Raw genomic sequence first — 15,729 nt, 5'->3', positions numbered from 1 at the left:
TTTTATCTATGACGATAATAAAGGAGGGTTCCTATGAGTGAGGTAATGGAGCATTGGTTAGACAAAAGGGTAGCATTAAGCCCAGATGCTTTAGCTATTGAAACGCCTGAAGGAGAACAATGGACTTTTTTTCGGTTACAGCAAGAAGCAAAACTATTTGCAAAAAAACTCGCAAATGTCGCTTGTAAACAAAAACATATCGGCATATTATCAGGCAATTCGGTTGAAATGGTCGTCGCCTTTTTAGCTTGTACCTATATACAAGCACCAGTTGTTTTTCTAAATACACGGCTTACGGAAAAGGAAATCGAAAAACAGTGCCAGGCTGCTGATGTTGATTTATTGCTTACTAGTACTTATTATCGATCTAAAGCCAAGCAATTATCGACTACCTCGTATACGTTTAATCAAATAAGAGAATTAGAAACAATGTCTATATCGCTTCCATCTTCGATTAAAATGGAGGGGCTCTGTTCGATGATGTTTACATCAGGGACCACAGGAACGGCAAAAGCTGTCATGCATCGCTATAAGAATCATTGGGCAAGTGCGGTTGCATCAGCTTTGAATTTAGGATTATTATCAACAGATAAGTGGTTAGCCTGTTTACCATTATTTCATATTGGTGGTTTATCGATTATTCTAAAAGGGATTATTTATGGAATGCCAGTTTACCTTTTAGAAAGGTTTGATGAACAAATAGTACATCAGGCTATTATAGACAAGGGTGTTTCCATTGTCTCTGTTGTTTCCGTGACGTGTATGCGATTATTACAATTACTAGGTAAGCAACGCTACCCTAAAAATTTTCGTTGCATGCTTCTTGGAGGTGGACCGGCTCCGCAGCCATTACTAGAAAAAGCCCGCGCTCTTGATGTTCCGATTGTACAAACCTTTGGAATGACAGAGACTTCTTCGCAAATTGCAACATTAAATGAGCATGACGCTTTGCGAAAAATTGGGTCTGCAGGGCACGCTTTATTCTCTGCTAGCTTAGAGATTAGAAAAAATGGGAAACAGGCAGCTGTGAATGAGATAGGAGAAATAGTTGTCAGAGGTCCAATGGTCACGGATGGCTACTATAAGCGAGAAGAAGCGAATCTTGCTTCCTTTCAAGAGGGATGGTTTTTGACAGGTGATCTCGGTTATCAAGATGAGGAAGGCTTTTTGTATGTCGTTGATCGAAGAAGTGATCTTATTATTTCTGGCGGGGAAAATATTTATCCTGCTGAAATTGAGGACTGCCTATTGTCTATGCCTACTATTGCAGAAGCCGGGGTTGTCGGTATTCCTGATCCAGTGTGGGGAGAGGTCCCTGTTGCTTTTGTTGTTAAAAGGGATGGGGCTTTGACTCAAGACGATATTGTAAAACATTGTCGGAGCCGACTAGCCCGGTTTAAAATACCGAAACAAATATTTTTTACTGATGTTCTTCCTCGTAATGCTACCAATAAATTGCAGCGCCACCAACTGAAGAAATGGATAGAGGAGAGAAATGGTTAAGCATAATGACCACCGATTTTTTTGCTGCGTTCGATCGTAATACCCGCATCTGTATAGCTAGTTGCACGCAAAATCGCGGTGGACCCATGTTGATCACGGATGGTATCCATCACATAACCAATATCCTTCTTCTTTCCTTTATCTTCAAATAGCTGGAGCTGTGTCTCTATATCATCATATAAATTATTTAAACTAACGGTGACACGGCGGATTTTACTATGATGGTCATAGAATTCATGGAAAAGCTGTAAACAAACATGATAAATGTCCATCGTAACATTAGTAGGTAAGTCAAGAGAACGCGAGCGATGGAATCCGCCAAGATTATTTGCATATCCAATGCTTAAATGGATTGTGCGTCCAGCCTTTTTGCTCGCTCGAGTTCGTCTTGCTACTTCTTCACATAAATCTAACATGCAGACATAGGTTTCTTCTTCGGAATAATCTCTTAATAATGTAATTCCATGACTAAAGCCTTTTTGCTCTTCCTTTTCTGCTTCGGTATAAATAGGACTGAGGTCAATCCCCCAAGCATGCCAATATAGTTGCTCTCCCATAATACCAAAGCGTTTCTTTAATTGTTCTAAAGGGTGTTGTGCTAATTGTCCTAATGTCAAAATCCCCATGCGTTGAAGGTGCTTTTTGAGTCTACTGCCAATCCCCCAAATTTTTTCTACTTCTACAGGCCAAAGCAATGCTTCGACATCCTCATATCGACATGTAGCAATCCCCGTTTTCTTTGCATATAAATCCATTACTACTTTTGCTAAAAATTTATTATCACCAATCCCAATAGCACAAGTGAGTCCCATCGTTTCGTAAATTTCTGTTTTTAACATGTGTGCAATTTGATAGGCATTACCATATATCTTTTCCAATCCATTAACGGTTAACCACATTTCATCGACAGAGTATGGATGAATAGCTTCACGTGGAGCATAGCGATAGAGTAATTTAGTAATTTCAATCGATACTTTTACATAATCCCCCATTCTTGCTTGCACGATATGAATATTTGGATCCTCTGGTAATTCAAAATAGCGACTGACATTTTTTACTCCATACCGCTGTTTTAATGCTGGAGAAGCAGCTAGTATGATGCTACCGGATCTTGTTTTATCTCCAACGACTGCTAACATTGTCGTCATGGGGTCAAGCCCTAGCTTGACACACTCGACACTAGCATAGAAGGAACGCATATCAATACATAGGATGTTATTTCTCGGAAAAGTATGATAATCCATTGATGTTCTCTCCTCTTGGATTTTTAACACGAAAAGGAACGTGTGTTCTCTATTAGTATAGTACAAAGAAGTGGAAATAAGAAGAAACAAAATATGGAAATTAAATATTAATAAAAAACTCCTTCATAATTGATAAAGATTATCATTGACATTTTTGCAGAAACCCACTACACTAAAAAGTAGAAGATACTTAGAGAATGGAACGATTAACCATTTAAGGAATAACACAAAGGTTTGCGAACGAACGTAAGCGAGGGAGAGGTTCCAGAATGGAAACATTAGTAGCAAAGGATTTAACATTAGGTTATGGAGAAGAAATTATTATAGATGATTTAGATATTGCTATTCCAAAGGGTGAAATTACTGTCTTTATCGGCGGAAATGGTTGTGGTAAGTCAACATTATTACGATCATTAGCGCGTTTATTAAAGCCAAAAGATGGTGATGTAGTACTTAACGGAAAAGACATTGCCAAAATACCTACAAAGGAAGTAGCAAAACAACTAGCGATTTTGCCTCAAAGCCCAACAAGTCCAGAAGGATTAACCGTTGAAGAATTAGTGAAGCAAGGACGTCATCCATATAAGACGATGTTCAAGCGTTGGTCTCCAGAAGATGAGCAGGCAGTCAATGAAGCTTTATCGGCAACGAATATGACGGCATTAAAAGATCGTGAGGTGGATTCCTTATCAGGCGGGCAACGTCAACGTGCGTGGATTGCGATGACTTTGGCACAAGGTACAGATACGGTTTTATTGGACGAACCAACGACTTATCTTGATATGACTCATCAAATTGAAATATTAGACTTATTGTTTGAACTAAATGAAAAAAGAAAAAGTACGATTGTAATGGTTCTACATGATTTAAATCTAGCTTGTCGTTATGCTCACCATATTGTGGCAATTAAGGATAAGCAGGTTTACGCGCAAGGTAAGCCAGAAGAAATAATTAATTGTGGCTTAGTACATGATGTTTTTCAAATGAAGTGTGATGTGATGTATGACCCAATGTTCGGAACACCGATGTGTATACCACATGGACGTGGACGCTGCTTAATTAAAGAAGCAGTCGAAGAATCCAAACAAAAGCAAATGCAAACTGTGTAATAAAGAAAATCCTTTATCTGTTTAGAGATAGAGGATTTTTTATGCCTTTAGAAAGGCAAGTTTTACTAAGTATGTTTTCCCTCTTCTAACATATAACTATCGAGAAGGAGTGAAAACAATGGAAAAGAAAAAATATTATGTTAATATAGGTACCCAAGAAATATCTCACATCCCATATGGTGGTAATGCAGAATTTGTGATTCAAGCAAACGATGAAGAAATCACATTACTTAGACTAAAATTTGATGAAATACATGATGCAGATCTAAGCACTTATGTACGAGCACATATCCCTTTTACCCCTTATCATAATGATCCACAAAACGATGCATATGATGAAGGGATAAAAGGTGTTTATCAAATGATATATGAACTAGCAGATGAAGAGACGAAAGCAGCTATGGATAAATACAATATAGGTAAAGAGAACTGATTTATTAATAATAAATAAAAAAATGAAACATTTTCTCTCTCTAAATCGTCTTTTTAATTAAAGTATTCATTTTAAATAAATATCTAGTAATAAAGGTTTAATTTAATAGGAAAAAAGGTAATAGTAATATAAGATGGGGGGGGAGAGCATTGAAGAAATTATTGGTAACATTGACAACAGGAATACTTCTTATTTTTGCGATCATGATTGTTAGCCAATACAACACCGATCAAAGTCTAGCAACTGGAAAAAACAATGCCTACAAACAACAAAGTTTAAACAATGCCAACTTTGAGGATATCAAGCAACTAGTAAAGGAAGAAAAACAAACAGAACTATCCCATGAAACCATTGTCGAGCTAACCGATAAATTTATGCAAACATTAGTACAGGAAATAGATGGCGACAACAAGATTATTCACTATCAAACAAAAGAAGAGCTGATTCAAGCTTTTGAAAAAATAACGACAAAAGAAGTAGCCTTGCCTTATGTAGAATACTATTATCAAGAAAAGCAAGATGGCTTATATATTGTACCAACGGAAACACCACCATGGTTCCAAAAGGAAAACAACTATGAGAGAACAAGATTAGATGGGAATATAGTAGAAATAAGTCAACAAAATCAAACAGATTTATATGGCAATTATATGATTAATATTCAGTTTAAAAAAATCAATAATCAATGGAAAATAGTTAAGATTAGCCATGTAGATTCATAAGAGGTAAAATAGATGTATGAAAACTTTTTATGATTATTATCACAATAAGATACAGCTATCCTTTGAGGATCATCCCTTTAATAAAAATCCAAAACATGTTTGGGTTATCTGTCGCTATCAATCCAAATGGCTACTAACGAAACACCTCGATCGTGGACTAGAGTTTCCTGGTGGAAAAGTAGAAAAGAATGAGACAGCAGCCGAGGCTGCTATTCGAGAAGTACATGAAGAGACGGGAGGAGAGGTTGATCAGTTAACCTATATTGGGCAATATTATGTCAAAGGGAAGCATGATCAACTAACCAAAAATATTTATTATGCTGAAATAAGTGGCTTAGCCAAAAACGATCATTATTTTGAAACAGCAGGACCTGTTTTATTAGATTCGTTACCAGAAGATATTCAATCAAATATGGCCTTTAGTTTCATTATGAAAGATGATGTTTTAACCTATAGCATTCAGTATGTGAAAGAAAAGCTTTTGATTAATTCAAATCAATCAAGAAGCTAAGTTTGCTTTATTTAAGTATTTAATGTCCGTCAGCGCACTGCTATCCGAGCAGGCCTCTTTTTTTGTCCGAGTCTTAACAAGGCTCGGATTTTTTAGATAGACATCGTTCCAGCAACCATCAGAAAGAAGCTAGTTACTAAAAATAAATTGACTTTATTATCCACTTCCGATACGATAAAACAGTGTGGAGACGTATGCCATAAAGGGAAGCGTACTTATTTTGGAGTAGGTTTCTCTTCATTGTGTTTGATTAGCTTAAAATAATGTTTTTATAACCAACTAAATAAATCGGTTTAATTGTGATTGGGTTTTCGTGCATTCTGTCGATAAAAACGGTATAGTAGTAGATAGAGAGTTAGAAGAGAACATTAAGAATTCATAAATAGAAAAGACAGAATCAAAGTGCTCAATTGGAATGGAAAGTGTTGAAGGAGGAAAAATGATAATGCCAGAAAATAGAAGATTATTCACATCAGAATCAGTCACAGAGGGTCATCCTGATAAAATCTGTGATCAAATTTCTGATGCGATTTTAGATGAAATAGTGAAAAATGACCCCAATGCTAGAGTAGCTTGTGAGACGACTGTCACAACAGGATTAGTTCTTGTTTCTGGAGAAATTTCTACAAGCACGTATGTTGATATTCCTAAAATTGTTCGCAATACTATTAAAGAAATCGGTTATACAAGAGCAAAATATGGCTTCGATGCAGAGACGTGTGGAGTGCTAACAGCCATTGATGAACAATCAGCAGATATCGCTGGTGGTGTTAATGTTGCATTAGAGGCAAGAGAAGGTAAAATGTCAGATGATGAGATCGAGGCAATTGGTGCAGGAGACCAAGGATTAATGTTTGGTTATGCTAATAATGAAACACCTGAATTAATGCCACTTCCAATTAGTTTGGCACATAAGTTAGCTAAGCAATTATCTGACGTAAGAAAAAATGGTACGCTGAGTTATTTGCGACCAGATGGTAAAACACAAGTCACCGTTGAGTATGATGAAAATGACAAACCAATTAGAATTGATACGATTGTTATCTCTACTCAACATCATCAGGATATAACACTAGAGCAAATTCAAGCAGATTTAAAAGAATTTGTTATTAACCCAATTGTTCCAGCAGAACTCTTAGATACGGAGACAAAATACTTTATCAATCCAACAGGCCGCTTTGTAATTGGTGGTCCCCAAGGAGATGCAGGACTTACAGGAAGGAAAATAATTGTAGACACTTACGGTGGCTATGCACGTCATGGTGGTGGAGCATTCAGTGGAAAGGATGCAACAAAAGTGGATCGCTCTGCCGCTTATGCAGCACGCTATGTAGCAAAGAATATTGTTGCAGCTGAATTAGCGGAAGCATGTGAAGTTCAACTTGCTTATGCAATTGGGGTGGCACAGCCTGTATCCATCTCCATAAATACATTTGGTACGGGGAAATATACGGAGGAAGAACTTGTTGCAGCAGTTCGCGAGCATTTTGATTTGCGTCCAGCAGGTATTATTAAAATGCTTGATTTAAGAAGACCAATTTACCGTCAAACTGCCGCATATGGCCATTTCGGACGGACAGACACAGAATTCCCGTGGGAAAAAACAAATAAGGTCGATCAATTAAGATCTTACTTGTCAAAAGGCTAAGAAACAGATAAAATAGAGTAATTGAGATGAGGTCAAGTGCCTGTGAGGACTTGACCTTTTCTGATGAATAAGGTCTCACGTATTAGGTGATAAGAGTAATAGTACATGCTCGGTTTTAAACAATCATCATGAAATTACACCCATTCTTATAGTGGAAAAGAGCGAATATATAACAATAGGAGAAGTAACCTCAGTAGGGTAAAATTCGTCTACTATAATAGAAGGGAAAAGAAGGAAGGAAATAAATTATGTGTGGGTTTATTGGTATATTAAAATCTGATAATAAAATGTGGGAAAGTGAACAAAGACAACAGTTCGAAAATAAAAATACAGCCATTTATCACCGTGGTCCAGATGATGAAGGCTATTATGAAGATAATCACGTTTTATTTGGCTTTAGAAGATTAAGCATTATAGATATTGAAAGTGGACATCAGCCGTTTACATACCATGATGAACAGTACTGGATGGTGTTTAATGGTGAAATTTATAACTATATTGAACTTAGAGAAGAATTACAAAAAAAGGGTTATTCCTTCACAACTGATTCCGACACAGAAGTGATTTTAGCCATGTTTCAAGAGTATGGTGTAAAAGCATTTGAACAATTAAGAGGAATGTTTGCGATCCTAATTTGGGATAAAGAAAATCAGGTCCTTTATGGGGCAAGAGACCCATTTGGAATTAAGCCACTATTCTTCAAAAACGCGGAAGAAGGAATGTATTTTGCTTCAGAGAAAAAAAGCTTGCTAGGAGATATAGAGGGCACGGTTGACAGAGAAGCATTACAGCACTATCTAAGCTTTCAATATGTTCCTGAGCCTATGACAATGCACGAAAATATAGAGAAACTAAATCCAGGCCATTATTTTGTCAAGCCTCTTGATAAAGAAATCACCTTTACACGTTATTTTCATGCACAATTCCAGCCTGTTGATCAGGACAAGCAAGCACTGATCAAAAAGATTCAAGATGTGATGTATGATTCAGTTAAGGTGCATATGCGAAGTGATGTACCTGTTGGATCATTTTTATCTGGCGGAATAGACTCATCTTTAATTGTTGCGATGGCGAAGGAATACCATCCGAATATCAAGACATTCTCTGTAGGATTTGAGCAAGAGGGATATTCAGAGGTGGATGTTGCAAAGGAAACAGCAGATAAACTTGGAGTGGAGAATCACTCTTATATCATTTCGCCAGAAGAGTATGTCAAGAAATTACCTAAAATTATCTGGCATCTCGATGACCCACTTGCTGACCCAGCTTGTGTCCCATTATATTTTGTTGCAAGAGAAGCGAAAAAGCATGTAACTGTTGTTCTATCTGGAGAAGGATCAGATGAGTTATTTGGTGGATATAATATTTATCGAGAGCCAGAATCATTAAAAGTATTTCAATCTATTCCAACACCAGCTAAAGATTTATTGGCACGTGTAGCGCAAATATTACCAGAAGGTGTGAAAGGGAAAAGCTTCTTGGAGAGAGGTACAACCCCGCTCCAGGATCGTTATATTGGTAATGCCAAGATGTTCGAAGAAAAAGAGAAGCAAAAACTATTAAAAACTCATCAATCGAATATTAATTATCAACAGATTACCGCACCTTTTTATCAAAATGTTCAAGGTATTGATCCAGTTAATCAGATGCAATATGTCGATATCCAAACATGGTTGCGCGGGGATATTTTGTTAAAAGCAGATAGAATGACAATGGCTCATTCTTTAGAGTTACGAGTGCCCTTCTTAGATAAGGAAGTATTCCGGGTAGCGAGCGAAATACCTGTAGACATGAAAATAGCAGAAGGCACGACGAAGCATATCTTAAGATTAGCATCTAGAGGTATCGTACCAGACCATATCCTTGATAGAAAAAAATTAGGTTTCCCTGTACCAATACGTCATTGGTTGAAAAATGAATTGAATCAATGGGCAAGAGATCTAATTAAAGAAAGTGCTACAGATCATTTATTGGATAAAACCATTATTACTCAATTGTTAGAGGAACATTGTGCAAATAAAGCAGATAATAGTAGAAAATTGTGGACAGTGTTTATGTTTATGCTCTGGCATCAAATTTTTATTGAAAATAAATTCGATACCGAATTATTAAAACAAGAGGATAAAGCAGCAAGCAAGCTACATCAATCATAATCAATGGTGATAGCCTGCTTGCCCATTTGCTCCCAAGCGCTAATAAAAGCATGTTTGGGAGCCTTTTTTTGTTTTCCTTTAAGTGGATCATTGAAATAGATGAAATCTTTATCATAGCCAGTTACTAGTACAGCATGCTCTTTCATTGTAATCTTAATAGGTCCTTCTGGTGTCTGCCATGTTTCAAAGGCTTCTTCTGCTAATGGTTGAAAAGTAGCATTTGTGATGACAAGCACGGGCTTTTGCTGAGAAATAGATTCGATAACACGATGAAAATCAGAGCCTGTTAGATCCTGAGCTAAATTACCAACATAAGATTTGGCTAATTCTGTTAACGGCTGATGATAGACCCCATACCCTGGATTTTCAAAGCTATACATATCTCCAACAAAGCCTTCATGCGGGTTACCAAAAAATATTTGTCCGTTTTCTTGCTTGTAGTTTGTTGTATCTTTTACAATTTGGGAAGCAAGGGTAAGTTTGTCGACATCTATATCATGATATTGAAGAAGCATAGATAAAGTAGTCACCTCACAGCCTCTCGGTAATTCTGGTAATTGATAGACCATTGGTGCATCTAGCTTAACACTATGCTCTACTTTCGTATCAAGCGTAAGATGGTGATTGGCATGTGTCGTGAAGAGTTTTGTCTGATAGTCTGTTGCATAAACCCATTCAATATCAGCCGTATATAGTAAGTAGCCCCCTGTACCAATACTTATCGTTCCGAATAGCAGTATATAAAGCAATGCCATATATTGAATAATTTTTTTTCGATAAGATTTATAAAAATATAATAAAAAGAAGAACATAAAAATGGAAATGATAAATAGGGTTGTAAGCATTTTGCCCTCCATCAAACTGTAGAAATTCGAAATAGCGAGAAAGCAACCATGATTTATAGAATCAGTTGCTTATCCTGTTTTTATAGTATTTTCCTTTTTCTACGTAATCCTTTTGGATACGATTCATATCCTTAATATCTTTATCGGTAAGATTACGAATTACTTTAGCTGGTCTTCCAAATGCTAGTGTGTTTGGTGGGATTTTTTTGCCAGGTGGTACAAGGCTTCCTGCCCCAATAAAAGCACCTTCGCCTATTTCTGCCCCATCCAAAATAATAGACCCCATCCCTATGAGCGCATGCTTACGAATAATGGCAGAATGTAAAGTAACTTGGTGCCCAACCGTAACATAATCTTCAATAATAAGTGGCAGTTCTGGGCTTTGGTGTAGGAGAGATAGGTCTTGGATGTTAGCATATGCCCCAATTTTAACAGGCGCTACATCACCTCGAATAACGGTTTTAAACCAAACACTTGTAAATTCTCCAATTTCAACATCCCCTGTAATGACAGCATCAGGTGCGATAAATGCATGTTGATGAATATTAGGTATTTTTCCTTTGTATTCTAAAATCATCGTATGAACCTCCTGCTAGATAGTTAATAATATGATATCATATGAAATAGAAATGAAGAAAAGTGAGGGAACCATTTTGTCTATTACAATCCCAACAAATGCCCCAATTTTATTAAAACAGGTTTATCAGAAAGTTTTTCCACAAGTAAATAAAGAGCTCGATTATTGGCAGGAAAGAGCTAAAAAAATACCGAATAAAGAATTACGAACACAAGCGTTGGCAAGTATTCGTTCTAAAAAGTTCCATTGCCAAGGTGGAAGTGTGTATAGTCTATTAGCAGGGGAACAATGGAAAGAAGCTATTCGATTTATTGTAGCCTATCAAACAATAAGTGATTATCTTGACAATCTATGTGATCGAAGTACTTCATTAGACCCGGAGGATTTTAGAATGCTTCACCTATCAATGGAGGATGCTTTATCACCAAATGTAAAGCTAAAAAATTATTATCAATACCGAGAAGAACAAGAGGATGCGGACTATTTGACTGATCTGGTAAAGACGTGTCAACAAATAGTTAGTCGAATAAGTAACTATAAAAATATACAAGGACTTATGATTCAGCTTGAAGCATTGTATAGTGACTTACAAGTACATAAACACGTTTGTCACGAAGAACGAATTCCAAGATTAGAAAAATGGTTTAGTACCTATCAATCCAAATGGCCAATGCTAAGCTGGTACGAGTTTTCTGCATGTACTGGATCCACATTAGGTATTTTCTGTATGACATCCTATGCTTTGGCTGGGGAGATGACAGATCAGCTTGCTGAAGTTATTTTCGAGAGTTATTTTCCTTATCTACAAGGGTTACATATTATGTTAGATTATTTTATTGATCAACAAGAGGATGCAGAAGAGGGTGACTTGAATTTCTGCAGCTATTATCAAAATGAAGAAGAACTGGAGAGACGTCTGATTTTTTTCGTGGAACAAACAAATAATCAAGTAAAAAAACTACCAGATGCTTACTTTCATGAAATGATTCAGCATGGCCTTGTAGGCTTATATCTAGCGGATCCAAAGGTAAAAAAGATGAAACAAGCCTATTCGACAGTCAAAAAATTGATCAAGGCAAGCGGTAGGAAATCACAATTCTTCCATTGGAACATAAAGCTATATAACCGTTTAGCGGGGAGATATTGAGGTGATCGATTGAATAAAAAGTTAATAATAGCAAAAACAGAGGAAATGGTTAGAGATCGGTTGTCAAACGAGAGAACAGGCCATGATTGGTATCATATAGAACGTGTGACAAAACTAGCTCAACAAATTGCTATGGAAGAAAATGCAGACATTTTTATTGTAACTTTAGCTGCTCTATTGCACGATTTGGCTGATGATAAGGTTGTTGCCAATGAAAAAGAGGGAATGGATAATATACAAGCATGGTTAAAAGATTTTAATATACGAGAGGTAGATTGTGATCACATTATACAGATTGTAAGTACAATGTCCTTTAAAGGAGGGAATAACCAGCTTGTCAATTCCTTGGAAGCTAAGGTGGTACAGGATGCAGATAGACTCGATGCGATTGGTGCAATCGGAATCGCGAGATGCTTTATTTATGCCGGGAAAAAAGGAACTGCCATGTATGATCCTACTATCGAGATAAGAGAAGAAATGACAGTAGAGGAATACAGAAAAGGAAAGTCTAGTGGACTTCACCACTTTTATGAGAAGCTACTAAAACTGAAGAATCTAATGAATACGAAAACAGGATATCAGCTAGCTATTGAAAGACATGCATATATAGAGCAATACTTAAAGCAATTCTTAAAGGAATTTAAGCTGAATGATACAAATATCGTTGATTTTATTAGGGAATAGGGACATGTGGAAAATCGATACATGTCCTTATTTAGCTCTAGCATAATTTCTCAATGGCAATAATAAAAGGTGGGTGGTTTATTTGATTGATAAATTGATATTGTAATACCTGATAATAGGATTGATCTAAATTGCCACAGAAATCGAGTACTTTTTCTTTTTCTTCCTTCCCACCCATATGTCCATGATAAACAACGATAACGATTCTTCCATTCGGACGAAGTCGTGTCAAAATGGATTGAATGGCACGAATAGTGTTTTGTGGAGTCGTAATAATTTGATGGTCTCCTTTAGGCAGATAGCCAAGATTAAATATGGCTCCTGCAAGTTCATCATTTGTAGGAATATATTTTTCGCAATTTTCATGGCCGTCATGTATCAGTTTTACATTTTGTATATTATTTTTCGATAATAGTGTGGAGGTGTTTTCTAAAGCTTTTTCTTGTATATCAAATGCAAAAACGTTCCCGTCTTCTTTAACTAGTTGACTGAGAAAAAAGGTATCATTTCCATTACCACATGTTGCATCCATTACAGTATCCCCTTGTCTGACAACCTCTTCTAACAAATGATGTGAATAAGCTAATATTTTTTTCATATTATTTCTTCTCCTAATTTTTACTTGATGAAATTTTGAAAAAATGGCTATCTTCCAATTTATTTTAACAAATAAAAGAAGTATGAAAAATAAAAATTACCTCACAATAAACATGAGGTGATAAAAATGACGACGAGAGATTCAATCGAGAACTTATTGATTGAAGGACAGCATATCATTCAGCAGGCAGAAGAGCAGTTAGATATGTCAAATCGAAATCAATTTGAAATGAACGAAGATTATTATAATGCACAATTGGAATTAGAAAAGCTAGCCCAAGGAATAGAAAGAGTATTGAACAGTGCTAATGCCCAACAAAAAGAACAGCTTCATCGATTTCAATTAATCGTGAATGAAAAATTGAATGATATGATTATGGATCAAGTGGACCTAACCGAATTAGATGATTAAACTACTTCAGACCTCTGAGGTAGTTTTTTTGATTTAGAAGTGGAGTAGGTAATATTCCATGTATGAAATAGATATTGATTAAACATTTGTATTAGTGTACTATTTAAATAGTACACTAATACAAATGAGGGGTGGAGCAATGAATAATTACAAAGGTTTATGGAATAAAGAAATGAAAATGATGAAGGGATTTCAACTAGTTGTTATTATAGTGATGCTAGGCATGATATTCTGGTCACTGTTTTTAAACAATGACTCGGACAATTTCCAAAACTTTTGGGAAGTGATTGCTATATTAAACTTGGGGCTAGTATTAATGCCAGCAACCTTATTGTTTAGTCTAAATATGGAGGTACATCAGCTGTCCTTATTACTGTATAATCGAAATGCTATTTTTAGGACGATACAGGTTAAGTTTCTCCATAGTATTAGGGTAACCCTTGTGTTCTTTGGCTGGATGACTATCTTTTTGTTTGTATTAAAGTGGATAAATTATTTAGAGGTTACTTCGAATACTTTAATTAGTATCTTATTCGTTTTATTCCATTACACTTTTATGATCGGATTATGGTTAAATGTCATTGTTTATGCTGCATGGGTTATTCATCGAATGCTCATCACAAGGGTAGGTTTTCCTATCAGCATACTTTGTTTAGTTGGTTTAGCTATTTTATTCAGCAAATTGTTCAGCTGGTCTGAGCCCTTCATTAATTGGATCGGGTCATTATGGACAATATCCTTCAGTTATTTTGAAGATCTGGCACTGGATTTAATTTTTATTACACAATATAACCAAATATCTCTAAGCTTATTTATCTTTACGGTGGGGATCTTGTGGCTACTTTATTACTTATTCACTTTGCTTTTAGAAAAAAAAGTGGAGGTTTAGCATGAAGGGAAAATTTCAATCAGATAAACCAATTTATCTCCAAATAGTCGACCAAGTAATCCAAGAAATTGTCAGTAATAAACGGAAAAAAGGGGATAAGCTTCCATCAGTAAGAGAGTTTGCGATTGACCTTGGTGTAAATCCAAATACAATTCAACGAGTCTATCGAGAATTAGAATCGAGAGGAATGGCTATATCTAGAAGAGGCCAAGGAACCTTTGTAACGGAGGAGCAAGAAATGATAACTAAATGGAAAGAAAAGCTGAAAGAACGGTATATTTATGATTTTATAGAGGCTATGGAAGCTCTTGGCTATTCATTAGAAGAGATTAAAGAAAATATGATGGATGAGAAGTGGGGGGGAGACTCGTGATTAAAGTAAAAAACATAAGTAAAAAAATGGGATGGAAATCTATATTGAAAAACTGTAATATGACAATACCGATCGGGAAAATAATTGGTATTATTGGAGAGAACGGTAGTGGCAAAACTACCCTCTTAAAAACAATGGCAGGGATCCTTCATCCATCTAGTGGAACTGTTTCATTGGATTCCAATATAAAAGACCGAAGTCAGATCATTGCCTATAGTCCAGATAACGAGTATTTTTATTCTTACTTTTCTGTTCAAGAATTAATAAATTTTTACCAGTCTCAATACGATGATTTTCAGCTAGAAAAAGCAAAGGACTTACTAAATTTTTTTCAGCTAGACTCTAATGAGAAGATTCAATACTTATCTAAAGGTCAATTAGGACGAGTGAAAATTACGGTAACACTTGCACGTGAAGCACCTATTTTATTACTAGATGAACCACTTGCCGGTTTAGACCCAATGGTAAAAAGTAAAATTATACAAGGTATCATTCAATTTATTGATCTTAATTATCAAACCGTGATTTTGACAACACATGAATTGTTAGAAATAGAGTCTTTATTGGATGAGGTAGTAATAATGAAAGAGGGAACAATTATCGATCAAAAGGATGTAGAAGAGATTAGAGAAGTGAATGGCCAAAGTGTTCAGGAATGGCTAGAAAATAATTATTCCGTACAATAGTAGATATTTTTGTAAGTTGCTCCCGCTTTTTTGTGTGTGCGCGGATATTATTGCAAGTTGCTCCTGCTTTTTTGCATCTGCGCAGATATTATTGCGAGTTGCTCCCGCTTTTTTGTGTGTGCGCGGATATTTTTGCAAGTTGCTCCTGCTTTTTTGCATCTGCGCAGATATTATTGCAAGTTGCTCCTGCTTTTTT

At 36.0% G+C, this 15,729-nt stretch carries 17 protein-coding genes; 13 read left to right on the top strand and 4 right to left on the bottom strand.

All coding sequences use genetic code 11. The annotated features are described in order from the left end of the window. Positions 1 to 33 precede the first annotated feature (33 nt). On the top strand, positions 34 to 1,503 hold the full coding sequence (locus DLJ74_RS11830) for an o-succinylbenzoate--CoA ligase (RefSeq protein ID WP_109984631.1): 1,470 nt from the start codon (positions 34 to 36) through the stop codon (positions 1,501 to 1,503). On the opposite strand, the gene DLJ74_RS11825 is transcribed toward DLJ74_RS11830, so the two are convergent. Then, entirely contained in the window at positions 1,500 to 2,747 is a 1,248-nt protein-coding gene (locus DLJ74_RS11825; protein WP_109984630.1) for a DNA polymerase IV, read from the bottom strand. The genes DLJ74_RS11830 and DLJ74_RS11825 overlap by 4 nt on opposite strands. A 269-nt stretch (positions 2,748 to 3,016) precedes the next feature. Between DLJ74_RS11825 and DLJ74_RS11820 the strand changes: the two genes are divergently transcribed. The 6 genes from DLJ74_RS11820 (at position 3,017) to asnB (ending at position 9,323) form a co-directional block, all read left to right on the top strand. After that, a complete protein-coding gene (locus DLJ74_RS11820) occupies positions 3,017 to 3,856 on the top strand; it encodes an ABC transporter ATP-binding protein (protein ID WP_054859634.1) in 840 nt (279 codons plus the stop codon). Positions 3,857 to 3,974: 118 nt separating this feature from the next. Then, a complete protein-coding gene (locus DLJ74_RS11815; protein ID WP_054859633.1) occupies positions 3,975 to 4,289 on the top strand; it encodes a hypothetical protein in 315 nt (104 codons plus the stop codon). 149 nt (positions 4,290 to 4,438) lie between these two features. Beyond that, positions 4,439 to 5,011 carry a hypothetical protein gene (locus DLJ74_RS11810; protein WP_054859632.1) on the top strand — a complete coding sequence of 191 codons (573 nt, stop codon included), beginning with the start codon at positions 4,439 to 4,441 and terminating at the stop codon, positions 5,009 to 5,011. Between the two features lie 16 nt (positions 5,012 to 5,027). Then, a complete protein-coding gene (ytkD, locus tag DLJ74_RS11805; protein WP_109984629.1) occupies positions 5,028 to 5,522 on the top strand; it encodes an RNA deprotection pyrophosphohydrolase in 495 nt (164 codons plus the stop codon). Positions 5,523 to 5,967: 445 nt separating this feature from the next. Then, entirely contained in the window at positions 5,968 to 7,170 is a 1,203-nt protein-coding gene (metK, locus tag DLJ74_RS11800) for a methionine adenosyltransferase (protein WP_109984628.1), read from the top strand. Positions 7,171 to 7,418: 248 nt separating this feature from the next. Further along, positions 7,419 to 9,323 carry an asparagine synthase (glutamine-hydrolyzing) gene (gene asnB, locus DLJ74_RS11795; RefSeq protein ID WP_109984627.1) on the top strand — a complete coding sequence of 635 codons (1,905 nt, stop codon included), beginning with the start codon at positions 7,419 to 7,421 and terminating at the stop codon, positions 9,321 to 9,323. On the opposite strand, the gene DLJ74_RS11790 is transcribed toward asnB, so the two are convergent. After that, positions 9,314 to 10,168: a C39 family peptidase gene (locus DLJ74_RS11790; RefSeq protein WP_109984626.1), complete on the bottom strand. Its 855-nt coding sequence runs from the start codon at positions 10,166 to 10,168 to the stop codon at positions 9,314 to 9,316. The genes asnB and DLJ74_RS11790 overlap by 10 nt on opposite strands. Before the next feature lie 61 nt (positions 10,169 to 10,229). Continuing rightward, positions 10,230 to 10,745, bottom strand: coding sequence for a gamma carbonic anhydrase (locus tag DLJ74_RS11785; protein WP_109984625.1), 516 nt, complete (start codon positions 10,743 to 10,745; stop codon positions 10,230 to 10,232). A gap of 82 nt (positions 10,746 to 10,827) precedes the next feature. On the opposite strand from DLJ74_RS11785, the gene DLJ74_RS11780 reads away from it, so the two are divergent. Beyond that, a complete protein-coding gene (locus DLJ74_RS11780; RefSeq protein ID WP_109984667.1) occupies positions 10,828 to 11,892 on the top strand; it encodes a tetraprenyl-beta-curcumene synthase family protein in 1,065 nt (354 codons plus the stop codon). Positions 11,893 to 11,901: 9 nt separating this feature from the next. Then, on the top strand, positions 11,902 to 12,576 hold the full coding sequence (locus tag DLJ74_RS11775) for an HD domain-containing protein (RefSeq protein WP_109984624.1): 675 nt from the start codon (positions 11,902 to 11,904) through the stop codon (positions 12,574 to 12,576). 37 nt (positions 12,577 to 12,613) lie between these two features. Here DLJ74_RS11775 and mnmM read toward each other — a convergent pair whose 3' ends face one another. Continuing rightward, positions 12,614 to 13,174 carry a tRNA 5-(aminomethyl)-2-thiouridylate-methyltransferase MnmM gene (gene mnmM / locus DLJ74_RS11770; RefSeq protein WP_054859629.1) on the bottom strand — a complete coding sequence of 187 codons (561 nt, stop codon included), beginning with the start codon at positions 13,172 to 13,174 and terminating at the stop codon, positions 12,614 to 12,616. Between the two features lie 126 nt (positions 13,175 to 13,300). Here mnmM and DLJ74_RS11765 point away from each other — a divergent pair, with 126 nt between their 5' ends. The 4 genes from DLJ74_RS11765 (at position 13,301) to DLJ74_RS11750 (ending at position 15,533) form a co-directional block, all read left to right on the top strand. Then, on the top strand, positions 13,301 to 13,585 hold the full coding sequence (locus tag DLJ74_RS11765) for a DUF2524 family protein (RefSeq protein WP_054787489.1): 285 nt from the start codon (positions 13,301 to 13,303) through the stop codon (positions 13,583 to 13,585). Positions 13,586 to 13,724: 139 nt separating this feature from the next. After that, entirely contained in the window at positions 13,725 to 14,474 is a 750-nt protein-coding gene (locus DLJ74_RS11760; protein WP_109984623.1) for a hypothetical protein, read from the top strand. Between the two features lies 1 nt (position 14,475). Beyond that, positions 14,476 to 14,847 (top strand): GntR family transcriptional regulator, encoded by a 372-nt coding sequence (locus tag DLJ74_RS11755; RefSeq protein WP_109984622.1) that lies wholly within the window; start codon positions 14,476 to 14,478, stop codon positions 14,845 to 14,847. Then, positions 14,844 to 15,533 (top strand): ATP-binding cassette domain-containing protein, encoded by a 690-nt coding sequence (locus DLJ74_RS11750; RefSeq protein WP_109984621.1) that lies wholly within the window; start codon positions 14,844 to 14,846, stop codon positions 15,531 to 15,533. Before DLJ74_RS11755 ends, DLJ74_RS11750 begins: the two co-directional genes overlap by 4 nt. The last annotated feature ends 196 nt before the right edge of the window (positions 15,534 to 15,729 follow it).

Source organism: Gracilibacillus dipsosauri, assembly GCF_003176895.1.
In the GTDB taxonomy this organism is placed as follows: Bacteria; Bacillota; Bacilli; order Bacillales; family Amphibacillaceae; genus Gracilibacillus; species Gracilibacillus dipsosauri.
This window is presented reverse-complemented; position numbering and strand designations above follow the sequence as displayed.